General features: G+C 69.1%; 11 protein-coding genes and 4 pseudogenes. 6 read left to right on the forward strand and 9 right to left on the reverse strand.

Annotation, left to right across the window (positions count from 1 at the left end; genetic code table 11):
• The coding region (locus GUY60_RS09815; RefSeq protein ID WP_223178674.1) for a hypothetical protein at positions 1 to 517 on the forward strand (517 nt) is incomplete at its 5' end.
• A gap of 366 nt (positions 518 to 883) precedes the next feature.
• Positions 884 to 1,385: pseudogene (locus tag GUY60_RS09820) on the forward strand (IS5/IS1182 family transposase); the annotation flags it as partial.
• Here the strand turns inward: GUY60_RS09820 and GUY60_RS09825 are convergent.
• Positions 1,382 to 1,981, reverse strand: a complete 600-nt coding sequence (locus GUY60_RS09825; RefSeq protein WP_246234611.1) for a hypothetical protein — start codon at positions 1,979 to 1,981, stop codon at positions 1,382 to 1,384. The pseudogene GUY60_RS09820 and the gene GUY60_RS09825 overlap by 4 nt on opposite strands.
• Positions 1,982 to 2,019: 38 nt before the next feature.
• Between GUY60_RS09825 and GUY60_RS09830 the strand changes: the two are divergent.
• Positions 2,020 to 2,240: pseudogene (locus GUY60_RS09830) on the forward strand (NAD(P)(+) transhydrogenase (Re/Si-specific) subunit beta); the annotation flags it as partial.
• A gap of 166 nt (positions 2,241 to 2,406) precedes the next feature.
• Here the strand turns inward: GUY60_RS09830 and GUY60_RS09835 are convergent.
• A complete protein-coding gene (locus tag GUY60_RS09835) occupies positions 2,407 to 3,066 on the reverse strand; it encodes an NADPH-dependent F420 reductase (RefSeq protein WP_161695993.1) in 660 nt (219 codons plus the stop codon).
• Positions 3,067 to 3,145: 79 nt separating this feature from the next.
• Here GUY60_RS09835 and GUY60_RS09840 point away from each other — a divergent pair, with 79 nt between their 5' ends.
• Entirely contained in the window at positions 3,146 to 3,496 is a 351-nt protein-coding gene (locus GUY60_RS09840; RefSeq protein ID WP_161695995.1) for a winged helix-turn-helix transcriptional regulator, read from the forward strand.
• Positions 3,497 to 3,705: 209 nt separating this feature from the next.
• Here the strand turns inward: GUY60_RS09840 and GUY60_RS38880 are convergent.
• Positions 3,706 to 3,893 (reverse strand): annotated as a pseudogene (locus tag GUY60_RS38880) (ATP-binding protein); the annotation flags it as partial.
• A 37-nt stretch (positions 3,894 to 3,930) separates the two neighbouring features.
• On the opposite strand from GUY60_RS38880, the pseudogene GUY60_RS09850 reads away from it, so the two are divergent.
• Positions 3,931 to 4,074 (forward strand): annotated as a pseudogene (locus GUY60_RS09850) (DNA methyltransferase); the annotation flags it as partial.
• 101 nt (positions 4,075 to 4,175) lie between these two features.
• Here GUY60_RS09850 and GUY60_RS09855 read toward each other — a convergent pair.
• Positions 4,176 to 5,888: an FAD-dependent monooxygenase gene (locus GUY60_RS09855; RefSeq protein ID WP_161695997.1), complete on the reverse strand. Its 1,713-nt coding sequence runs from the start codon at positions 5,886 to 5,888 to the stop codon at positions 4,176 to 4,178.
• A gap of 191 nt (positions 5,889 to 6,079) precedes the next feature.
• Here GUY60_RS09855 and GUY60_RS09860 point away from each other — a divergent pair, with 191 nt between their 5' ends.
• Positions 6,080 to 6,412, forward strand: a complete 333-nt coding sequence (locus tag GUY60_RS09860) for a hypothetical protein (RefSeq protein ID WP_161695999.1) — start codon at positions 6,080 to 6,082, stop codon at positions 6,410 to 6,412.
• A 289-nt stretch (positions 6,413 to 6,701) separates the two neighbouring features.
• Here GUY60_RS09860 and GUY60_RS09865 read toward each other — a convergent pair whose 3' ends face one another.
• From GUY60_RS09865 to GUY60_RS09885, 5 genes are all read right to left on the reverse strand, one after another.
• Positions 6,702 to 7,523 carry an alpha/beta fold hydrolase gene (locus GUY60_RS09865; protein WP_312866238.1) on the reverse strand — a complete coding sequence of 274 codons (822 nt, stop codon included), beginning with the start codon at positions 7,521 to 7,523 and terminating at the stop codon, positions 6,702 to 6,704.
• A gap of 265 nt (positions 7,524 to 7,788) precedes the next feature.
• Complete coding sequence (gene catC / locus GUY60_RS09870; RefSeq protein WP_312866239.1) at positions 7,789 to 8,085, reverse strand: muconolactone Delta-isomerase; 297 nt, start codon at positions 8,083 to 8,085, stop codon at positions 7,789 to 7,791.
• 6 nt (positions 8,086 to 8,091) lie between these two features.
• The gene (catA, locus tag GUY60_RS09875) at positions 8,092 to 8,952 is read right to left on the reverse strand and encodes a catechol 1,2-dioxygenase (RefSeq protein ID WP_161696001.1); all 861 of its coding nucleotides are present in this window, start codon (positions 8,950 to 8,952) and stop codon (positions 8,092 to 8,094) included.
• A gap of 73 nt (positions 8,953 to 9,025) precedes the next feature.
• Positions 9,026 to 10,129 carry a mandelate racemase/muconate lactonizing enzyme family protein gene (locus GUY60_RS09880; RefSeq protein WP_161696003.1) on the reverse strand — a complete coding sequence of 368 codons (1,104 nt, stop codon included), beginning with the start codon at positions 10,127 to 10,129 and terminating at the stop codon, positions 9,026 to 9,028.
• A 16-nt stretch (positions 10,130 to 10,145) separates the two neighbouring features.
• Entirely contained in the window at positions 10,146 to 11,054 is a 909-nt protein-coding gene (locus GUY60_RS09885; RefSeq protein ID WP_161696005.1) for a LysR substrate-binding domain-containing protein, read from the reverse strand.
• Positions 11,055 to 11,284 lie beyond the last annotated feature (230 nt).

An 11,284-nucleotide genomic window follows, 5' to 3' on the forward strand; every position in this document is an offset into this window, starting at 1 on the left:
CGCCCTGAGCCCCACGAAGGTGACCCCGTCCAGCGAGCAGCACACCACCGCTGTGCCCGCCGACAGCGAGCCCACCACCTTCGTCCCGACCGATAGCGCCGAGACGGCTGTCATCCCGGTCGACCAGGCGCCGACATTCCTCCTCGACATCCTTGACGAGCAGCCCGCGCCGACTGTTCAGACACCCGCCGCCCAAGCGCCCGCCGAGCCAACGGTGCCGGTCTTCTACATCAACCAGCCGGTGGTGATGGCCGCCGCCATGACCGCCCAATTGCAGGGGCACCCGGACGTGGCCGACATGATGCTGAAGGCCGACACCCGGGACCGGGGTGACGGCATGATCCAGGCCGTCTTTGACGACCTGACCTTGATCGAGGCCGCGAACGTGCGGAGCGTCCTGGTCAGCCTGCACGCTGACCTGACTGACGGGGCGGCGAAGTTCCCCGGCGTGACGGTGAAGCAGGTCAAGGACCGCATCGACCACATCAAGCGCTGCATGGACAACAACGCCAGGTAACGGCCGTAGCCGGCATGCCCAGGGCCTGCCCCGATGCAGACGGGGAGGCCCTGGTTCATCGGGGGCGATGGAAGTGCGGCTGTACCAAATGCGGCTGGAGCGGTCCTTCGTCGCTTGCCTGCACGCTCATATTGAGCGTGACGCGGGCCCAAAGAGCTGGCGGTGTAACTGGTGTGGAAGCCTGCGCGGTACGGGAGCCACTGGCAGTCAACTGCAGTGCAGTGGGGTGCCGCGGGCTCGCTGACCAAGCGCGTCCGACCGGGCGCCCTAAGTGGTGATGTCGTCGTGGGGGCTTGCATGCCCCCACCCTTGTCACGACGCCACGGTCCGACTCTACGACGCCGCACGGCGGCCCGGCACGATACTGTGCCCGGCTGGCGCGGACGGCCGGCACCGTTGCCATGTTTCGGCAAGTTGGTGACTGCGGTTGCGCCGCGAGAGTGTGAACGAGGCGCGGCGTGGGCGTCCATGGAGCCTGCCACTGCAGGACCGGGTGCTACTCGTCACGGCTTACCAGCACACGGACTTGACGTTGTGTCAGCTTGCCCGCTGTGCGGCCTCTCCGAGTCGGCGGCCGACCGGATCACCAACCAGCTAAGCCCCAAGCTCGCGCTCCGACCTCGAAAGCGGTTCTCGAAAGACACCGTGCTCATCGTGGACGGCACTTGGTGCCTACCCGGGACCACACGATCGCCGAGCAGTCGAAGAATCACCGGAACTCCACCACCTACCAGGTCGTCGTAGACGCCGACGCCCGCATGGTCGTCGTTGTAGACCGTCCCCTGCCGGCAACCGGCACGACGCCGTCGGCAAGACGATGACCATCGCCGGTGGCGGTGCGCGGCATCGCCCGCCTGCGCAGCCTCACACTTGTCGGACAGACGAAGCCACGAAGTCCCTGACGAAGGCCGAGCCGTCGCTGGGCAAGTCGGCCCCGTCTTCAGATCCCTCAGAGACCCCCAGGTCACGCCGCATCGCTTCTCTCATGGCGCCTATCGGGGACCAGAGCCCGTGCTGGGACTCAGCGGCTGACCGCAGCGTCTCCCCTGGACGGGCATTTCCCTGTTCCAGGCGCTTCACCTGCCCATGGACCCGGGTCAGTCTCCCGTTCAGCTCGCGAGCCGGGGAAATCACAGAGTCGGGGGCGATCATCAGCGCCTCGGACCAACGGTCGCGGTAGGTGGCTTTGGAGTCTTCCAGGACCCGTATGTCCTCCTCCCCTGGGGGGCCGTCTCGCAGGACGTACAGGTGACGACTGAGCGCCGTGGCGAACTGCCGTGCATCACGGTGCAGTTCCGAGTAGCAGCGCCGCCTCAGCTCGCGATTCTCGCGGGCTTCCTGGATGGTCTGGGTCATCTCCAGCTCACGCCTCTTGGCCCTCTCGGCACCCCGTTGGGTAAGGAGCGCGCCTCCAAGCGTGCCCGCCACACCCATCATCGCAACCAGGACCACCCCAATATCCATGGTGGCACCCTAAGCGTCGTCCCGTGACCAGCCGACCGGATGTGGAGTACGGCGAGCACACCGAGATCACCGCCGAGAGTGTCGCCGAACTCCTCGAATCAGCCCGGTCGGTGATCATCACGCCCGGGTACGGGATGGCCGTCGCGCAGGCACAGTTCCCGGTCGCGGAGCTGACTTCGAAGCTGCGCGCGAAGGGCGTCACGTGCGGTTCGGCATCCACCCGGTCGCGGGGCGGCTGCCGGGGCACATGAACGTGCTGCAGCCCATCCGCGACGACGTGCCGCCGCGGAAGGGTTGAAGGTTCGAGTTCTGGGTCGTCCCCTCCGGATCTTGCGCGCTGTGTGAGCCGGACGCGGTCTCGTCAGCCACCGGCCTCACCCCGGTTGGCATGAGAACTCCCAACGCAACGCAATGCCCGGTACGCCTCACACGCTCTCAGCACCTGGTCCTGTCGCGTAGGCCAACGGCGGCGCGATCGCCCGTACGTCAGCCTGCTCCGCCACCCACAGTCCGATGAACAGCGCGGCGGTCGCCTCCAGCAGCCCGGCGCGTTCCAGCCCGCCTCCGGCCACCGGCTCACAGCCCACATCCCGCACCAGCTCGTACACCCGTGTGAGCGCTGCCTCGTCGTCCCCGCAGACCGGAACTGCGAGGGGCTGACCGTCGAAGACCGGCGGGGTCATCCGCCACACGTCCTCGTGACAGAGGTTGAACGCCTTGACGACGTGCGCACCCGGTGCCGCGGCGGCGAGGCGGCCCGCCGCCGACGGGCCGCCTTCCGTCAGCAGCCGGAAGCCGGGCCCGACCGGATTGGCACAGTCGAGCAGGACTTTCCCGCTCAGCTCCGCCTGGAGCTCCTTGACGACGTCCGCCCCCGCGCCGTACGGCAGCGCGGCCAACACCACGTCACCGAAGCGCGCCGCCGCGTGCAGACTTCCGTGCCCCGCACCGCCCCGGATGCGTGTCGCAAGCCGTTGGGCCTTCCGCTCGTCCCGGCCTCCGACACACACCTCATGCCCGGCCCGCACCCAGTGCGTGGCCAGTGCATCCGCCATGTTCCCCGTCCCCAGCACACCGATCTTCATCGATCCACCCTCTCCGCGCTTGCTTGCTTCAACCGCTTCCGGGACGACACTAGAAAACCCGTCAGGCACCATTTGGTACGTGACGACCGACGCCTATCTCGCCGACTGCCGCGCCCGCCTTGCCTTCGACCTTCTCTCCCATACCTGGAACGCCGTACTGCTCTGGGTCCTGCGGGACGGTCCCAGGCGTCCCGGCGAACTCTGTGAGCGCATCGGCGGCATCAGCCCCAAGGTCTTGACCGAGACGCTGCGGCGCCTTGAGTTCAACGGCCTGGTGGAACGACACGCCTATGCCGAGGCGCCGCCCCGTGTCGAGTACGAACTCACCGCCCTGGGAAGGACGTTGCTCGGCCCGATCGACACATTGGGCGCCTGGGCCTTCGAGCATGGCGATGAGGTCATGGCTGCCCAGGACCGAAACAGCGGGTGAGTCTTCGGCAAGCGGCGCCGGCGGCCGAGCCACACCACACCCCCGGATCGGCAGCCCCGCAGCATCTGACCACCCTGAAGGTCATTTCGGCAGGAGTTCTCAGCCGGTGCACGGGGCCACTTCCTACCGTGCGAGCTGTGGGCACGTTGAGTACGGGAGAGAGCAGGGTGTCGGCGACTTCGAAGCTGGCGTGAGGTGGAGCAGACCGCTCACGCGTACATCCGCGCATCCGTGTCGAACAGCGTTCGCTCCTGCGGATGCAAGCAGGTGCTGAGTGATGGCCCGACAGGGATGCAGCGGAGGTGAGTTGGTCGGGCTCGTGGCGGTAGACGATCCGCGTGGAGCAGTCGGTGAGGAGCCCCTCGGCCAGGGCGCGGCCCCAACCGCCTTCACGCCCCCGCAAGCGCGGACCGAAGCGCCTCGGAGCCGCGCACCCCTTCGCAGGGAGCGGTACGACAGGCGTCGCAGCCATACCGGAGGGGCGCGAATTCGTAGGCGTCGAACTGTCCGAGCACTACGCAGCGATCGCGGAGGAGCGACTGCACAGCGCCCACGAGGCCGGTTGGGCCCAGATATGATTCAACTGCCCTGAGCGCAGCCGAAGTTGACAAACACCGCCGCTGCGCAGGTCGTGGCACCGGGTGGTCTCCGCCCACCGGTTCGGGGCCGACCTCTTCGGTCACCCGGGGCGGTGTTCGCCAGGCACGGAGACAGCCTTGAGGTAGTCGGTCAGGGCTGCCGCGGTGTCCGCGAGGGGGAAGCGGGCGCCGAGCTGCCCGTCGGGGCGGATGACGAAGCCGGTCGGGCCGTCGGGGCGGTAGAGCCGGGCGAACTCCCCCGCGGAGTCGCGGTATCCGGGAACGGGCAGGGTGTCGACGGCGTCCGGTGCTTCGCGGGCGAGGACGGCGAGCTGCTGCAGGTGCGCCCCGGGGGCGGGATACTCGGGGCCGTCACGGCCACCGTTATCCGCCGGCGGCCTTGTGGCGGCCGCTGCGGCTCCGGTCGCCTCGGCCACGTCGGTGATGTCGGCGGCGTACAGGAGCATCACGTGCCCGGTGCGGCCACGCAGGATGTCGAGCAGGCGCAAGGGGTACGTGGCCAAGGGCCCGGTCAGCCCGGTGCAGTCCGGGGCCCGGTCGCCGGGTTGGGGCGCGTCGGCCGGGCCGTACGGGGTGTGGGCCAGCGGGCCGCCCCGATAGCCGACGAGCAGCTGAGCCTCGCGGAGCATCACGGTCCGCGGGTCGTCGGGGTCGGTCTCGATGCCGTGGGTGGCGTGCCGCACGGTCCGGCCGACGACCTCCTCGCCGACGGGGCGACGCTCGGCGTCGTAGCTGGTGAGCAGGGCGGAACCGGCCTCTCCCCGGACCACGAGCGCCAGCTTCCAGGCAAGGTTGCAGGCGTCCTGGATGCCGGTGTTCATGCCTTGTGCGCCGGTGGGCGGATGGATGTGGGCGGCGTCTCCCGCGACGAAAACGCGTCCGTCGCCATAGCGGTCGACGATCCGGTGGCTGATGCGGAAGACGGAGGACCAGCGCATCCGGGAGAGCCGGGCGGGGCGAGGTGCGAGACGGTCGACGACGGCTTGGAGGTGGGACAGCTCCGGGGCGCGGCTGCCCTCCAGGCCGTGCGCGACGCCGTCGTCCTGTGCGGGCGCACGCCCTGTCGTCTTGGTGGAGAGTTCGGCCGGGACAAGGGCCGACATGCGGTAGCGGCCCGTTCCGGGCAGCGGGATGCAGACCAGCAGGTCATCGGTGGAGCCGTCGTCGGCCTCATGACTGGACCGGATGCCGTATCCGTACGGCAGATCCCAGTCGGCCTCGACGTCGCCCAGCATGTACTCGTCAGGGAAGGCCGCGCCCTCGAACGTCAGCCCCAGGCCCTTGCGGACCGTGCTGTGCGCCCCGTCGCAGCCGATCAGATAGCCGACGCGCACCTCCTCCTCGACGCCGGAGGCGGTACGCAGACGGGCGCTGACCCCGTCCCGGTCCTGAGCGAACGACAGCAGCTCGGTCTCGCGCTCGATGACCGTGCCGAGGCCGGCGACGTACTCCTCGAGCAGGCGCTCGGTCTCGTACTGCGGCAGCGCGGCGAATCCGTAGGGCACCTCGGGCGGCAGCTCCAGGTCGATCCGTGCCCGTTCCTGGCCGTTGACGTAGATCAGCTGGCCGCGCATCGGGACGGCGCATTCCATGACGGCGCGGGCCAGACCCATCCGATCCCAGATCTCCAGGGTGCGCGGCTGGATACCGACCGCCTTGGCGTAGGGAAGGCGGTCGGGCAATCGGTCGACGAGGCGACAGCGCACTCCGTGGCGGCGGAGCTCGGCCGCCGCGCTCAGCCCGACGGGTCCCGCGCCCGCGATCAGTACGTCGGTCGTACGGGTGGGTGCCACGAGAGCCTCCAGTGCCTCGCCCCAGGGCCGGTCTCAGGTCCATGGTTGCCCGGTAGCGCGCGGGCGGCGAGCCGGGCACGCGACGCGGGGTGGCAGTACCCGCCCGGCAGACACTCTGCCGTGCAGGAGTACCGGCGTCTGGGCAGTAACCGCCCTCGTCCTGCTTCGACGACGAATTGGAGTAGCGGCAAGTGATCACGGTGCAGACCTCCGAGGGCGACGTGACGCTCGGCGACGAGGACCGGTTCCTGTTGCGAGCGGTTGTCCGAGAGATCTACCAGGCCTCTTACTGTTTCGAGGGTGATGCGGCCTGGGCCGGGTTCCCCGAACTGTTCTCGGCCGTGCGCGCTGAGCGCAGCTCCGCCGACGGGCGAGTCGGGATCGGGCCGGAGCAGTTGGTGAGGCTGGGCAAGCTGGCGGACGTGATGTTCGAGCACCTGGGCGGCCACGAGTTCCATACCCGCGCGGGAGCGACTTTGCAGGAGGCACAGGAGCTGATGCACCGTCTGACCGTTGGCCTCTGAGAGGGCCGGCCCAGCGCCCGGCGTAGGGAGCAGGGGCACTTGCTGACGGTCGCCCCGACGGAGTTTGGCGGACGAACAAGGACAATCCTCGTCGGCAGGTTCGGTTGAGCTTCCTGGGCTGACCAAGACCTCTGCTTGGGGGTGCGCCCGATCTGCGTACCCTGCGAGCTCGAAACCGCCTTGGCGGCAGCTGGCGTGCGGGCTCGGCCGTAACCTCCCCGATTGCCTCAACACCGGCTACAAGATGCAAGTCCAACGCGTCGTCCTCGGCATGACATTGGACCTGCTGCTACATGCCGGACAGGGGAGTCGGTGGCTCGGCTTCAGCACGGGCCGAGGGCAGGAACTCCGCGAGTGCGTCCCGCAGAGCCCGGGGCTGCTCGGCGGCGAGGTGGCCGCAGTCGAGGGTCTTCAGTCCGGCGTGCGGAACACCCTCGGCCAGCTCGCGCGCGTGTTCCAACGGGGTGGCCGTGTCGAGGGTGCCGCCGACGACGAGGGTGGGTGCGCTGATCGTCGCGAGGCCGGGACGAAGGTCGTAGTCGGCGAGGGCGTCGCAGCATGCCGCGTACCCGACCGGGTCGGTGTTGGCGAGGTCGCCGAGCAGCCGGCGTCCGAAGGGAGTGTCGGCGAAGTCGGCCATGGCGAACCAACGGTTCGGGCTGGACGCAAGGAGCTGAGCCGTCCCCTCGCGTCGCACCAGATTCGCCCGCTCCTGCCACGGTTGCGCGGCGCCGAAGTGCGCGGAGGAGCAGACCAGGGTCAGGGAGGCGACGCGGTCTGGCCGACGGACTGCGAGGTGGGCTCCGATGGCTCCGCCCAGGGAGATGCCCGCGTAGTTGAATCGGTCCAAGGCGTGGTGGTCGGCGAGGTCGAGCACCAGCGATGCGAGGTCCTCGACGGTCGTACGGCCGGGCTCGGGGTGGGGCAGGACACCGGACGAGGAACCGCCGTGTCCGGGCAGGTCGAAGCGCAGTATCCGGAAGTGGCGGGTCAGGAAGGGCAGTTGGGGTTCCCAGACTGCTCGGGAGGTGCCCAGGGACGGGCCGAGGACCAGGGGCGGGGCGTCCGCCGGTCCGGCGACGTGGTGCTGCAGCAGGGAAGTGGCGGGCACGGCGGCTCCTCGTGGCTCTACTGACTGACTGCTGGCTACCGACTACCGACTACTGGCGTTCGAGGGTGAGGGTGAGGGCGAGGCCCTGGCCGATGCCGATGCCGACGCCCACTCGCCCGGCGAAACGGTCCACTGTGGGTCCGTCCGCCCCAGGCCCTGTTCGGCGTCGACTTCCGCATCGGCCTTTCGGGCGGCTTGACCATCCGCCGGCCCGAGGTGGTCGAGCACAGCTCGGCGTGCCCGGCCGTGGCGACGCCCTCGTCCATCACGCCGTGAACTCCTGGGCGGCCAGGTCGGACGGGTGCTGTGCCAGCGGTGTGGCCTCGACCGTCATGTACGGGAACAGCGGCAGGTTCCACAGGATCCGGTGCAGCGCCTCGTTGTCGGCGACGTCGAAGACGCTGATGTTGGCGTACTGCCCGACGCACCGCCAGATGTGCGCCCACTCACCTGTCCTCTGCAGCTCCTGGCAGTACGCCTTCTCACGGGTTATCAGGTCCGCGCGGACCTCGGGGTCGAGGTCGCGCGGGATGTCGACTTCCATCCGAACTGCGAACAGCACCGCTCATCACACCTTGTCGAGGACGAAGTCGTACGTCACCTCACGACCGTCGCCGCTGACGGCGGGGCCGGGATCGAGGATCAGTTCGGGCTTGACGGCGGATGCGATGTCGTCGACGACGTGTTCTCCGCCCTTGAAGTACAGCTGGGTGGTGATGAGTTGGTGCCCCGGCGCCGACACCTTCAGATGCAGGTGGGCGGGGCGCCACGCGTGCCAGCCCGCGGCGGCGATGAGCCTGCCGCAGGAGCCGTCCGTGGGGATCTGGTACGGAGCCGGCTCGATGGTGTGGATCCAGAAGTGGCCGGTGTCGTCGGCGACTACTGCGCCCCTCAGGTTCCACTGCGGCAGGCCGGGCGCGAACTGCGCGTAGTAGCCGTCGTTGTCGGCGTGCCAGATCTCGACGAGCGCTCCCGCCAGGGGCGTACCGTCCACACCCGTCACCTGGCCCTGGAAGAGCAGCGGAGTGCCCTCCTCGTCGGCGCGCATCGGCAGCCTCGCCTCGGCGGGCAGGCGCGGGGCGTCGGGAACGTAGTACGGGCCCTCGATGGTGCCCTTGCTGCCCTCGCGGCTCTCGTTCGCGACCTCCTCGACGATGTGCTCCAGCCACACGTCGAGGAAAAGCGGCCACTCGCCGTCCTCGCCGACCTGGATCAGCCAGGACTTGAGCGCGTCGTACTCGGCGTACGTCACCTGGTGGCGGCGGACGATGTCGTGGGCGGCGGCGAGGAGTTCGGAGACCAGGGTGTCGACGCGCTCGGTGTCGACGTCGGCCGCCCCGGTGCGCTGCTTGCTGCGGAACTGCTCGGTGGCGGCAGCTCCGGAGGCGGCCGCGGCCGCGGTGGCCTGCTCGGTGATGGTGTCGGTCATGGTGATCCCGTCCCTTGGAGGAGTTCCTGACTGCGGATGAGTTCCTGACTGCGATGCGTTCGCCGACGAGGTGTCAGCGGTCCTGGCGGTAGCGGGCCAGCTTGTCGGGGTCGATGTCGATGCCGAGCCCGGCGCCCTCGCGGATGCGCAGAGTGCCGCCCTCGATGGTCAGCGGCTCGGCGAGGAGGTCGTCGGTCATGTCGAGGAAGTTGGACAGTTCGCCGGCGTGCCGGGAGGCAGAGCGGTGCGCGGCACCGAACGTCACTGTGCACAACGTGCCGATCTGACCGTCGATCTGATTGCCCATCAGCACCTCGACTCCGAGGCCCTCGCACTCGTGCAGCACGCGCTGGGAGGCGGTGAAGCCGGTGCGGGCGGTCTTGATGCTGATGGCGGTGGCGGAGCCGCCGAGGAGTTCACGGGTCACCTCGGCGGCCCGCGTGGCACTCTCGTCGGCGATGAACGGCACCGGGCTCTGCCGCACCAGCCAGCGCCTGCCCAACACGTCGTCGGCGGGGCAGAGTTCCTCGGCGAAGGTCAGGCCGAGGTCGGCCATCTCCCGCAGGGCACGCGCCGATTCGGACGCCGTCCAGCCCCGGTTGCCGTCGATGTACAGCTCGGCCTCCGGGCCGAGAGCCTCCCGCAGTGCGCGGCAGGCGGCGACATCATCGGTGTACGGGCGGCGGCCGACCTTCACCTTGAAGGTGGTGATGCCGTATGTGTCCCGGATCCGTTCCGCCTCGGCGACCATCTGCTCGGCGGGCGCGAAGCCGACCATGTGGCTCACCCGCATGCGGTCGGTGTAGCCGCCGAGGAGGCCGGAGACCGGCATTCCTGCGGCCTTCCCGAGGATGTCCCACAGAGCCATGTCGATGGCGGCCTTGGCGGTGGGGTTGCCCACGGTCCGGTCGAGGCGCTCGTGGACGGCCTCCCGCTCCAGGGCGGTCAGCCCGAGCAGTTGCGGCGCGAAGATCTTGTCGATCACCGCGACGATGGACTCCTGGGTCTCGCCGTAGGTGTACGGGCGGGGCGGCGCCTCAGCCGTGCCGGTCAGGCCGTCGTCCGTGTGCACCCGGACCAGTACGTGGTCGGCGGTGTGCACCTCACCGCTGGCGAACCTCAGCGGTTTCGCGTACGGAATGGCGAAGGGGACGGCCTCCACCCTGACGATCTTCATGTCGCTCCCTGGATCTTCATGTCGCTCTCTCGGGCACTTCGATGAACATGTCGTTCTGCTCAAGGACTTCGAGGAGGTTGCGAAGCAGCGGCGATGCGTCGTCCTCGCGCCAGGCCAGGTCGAGCCGCAGGATCAACGGGTCCTCGATGTCCTTGCACACCACGCCCTCGCGGGGCGCGGCACGGACGGAGTCCGGCAGGACAGCGATGCCGAGGCCGGCGGCCACGAGCGCCAGGGCGGCGGAGGTCTCGGTGACCTCGTAGGCGCGGTGCGGGTAGAAGCCGGCGGCCAGGCAGCTGCGGACCACGGAGTCGTGCACGACCGAGCCCGACGTGGCGCCGTACATGATGAAATCCTCGTGCCGCAGCTGCTCGACGCGGACGAGCCCCGCCTCGGCGAGCCAGTGTTGCTCGGGTACGGCGACGACCAAGGGTTCGGTGGCGACGGTCCGGTGGGCGATGCCCTCCTGGCGGACCGGCGGACGCAGCAGGCCGATGTCGAGGCGGCGCTCGATCAGCCCCGCTTCCTGGGCGGGCGTGAGCATCTCGGTGTGCACCTCCAGCATCACTTGGGCCAGCTCGCGCTTCACAAGCCGTGCGAGCGCGGGCAGTTGGCGGTACGAGGCGGCGCCCGTCAGGCCGATCCTGAGCACCCCCTCCGCTCCGGCGGCGAAGCGCGCGACCCGGGCGACCGCCTCGTCGACGGCACTGAGGATGCGCTCCGCGTCGGTGCGGAACACCTCGCCGGCGCCGGTGAGGGCGACCTGGCGGGTGGTGCGGGTGAACAGTTCCACGCCCAGTTCCGTCTCCATGCGGCGGATTGCCTGGGAGAGCGGTGGCTGGGCCATGTGGAGGTTTTCCGCGGCCTTTCCGAAATGACGTGTTTCGGCGACGGCCACGAAATACCGAAGGTGCCTGAACTCCATCGGGCTGCCCCTTTTCCTGTTTCGGGGCCCTCGAATGAGCCCCAGCGTAGGGAGCGAATCCCATACACCACAAATACTTGATTTCAGCTTATTCAGACGATGCCGATATCAATACCCCCCTGGGTCAACCCTGGGGGAATGTCTGGGGCCGACTCTTCACCGCGCTGTCATCGTGCTGAAAAGCAATGGCAACGAAGCCGCCGCTCAGGCGGCTTGGCCGAGGCGAAAGG

The sequence above is a fragment of the Streptomyces boluensis genome, assembly GCF_009908195.1.
GTDB lineage: Bacteria > Actinomycetota > Actinomycetes > Streptomycetales > Streptomycetaceae > Streptomyces > Streptomyces boluensis.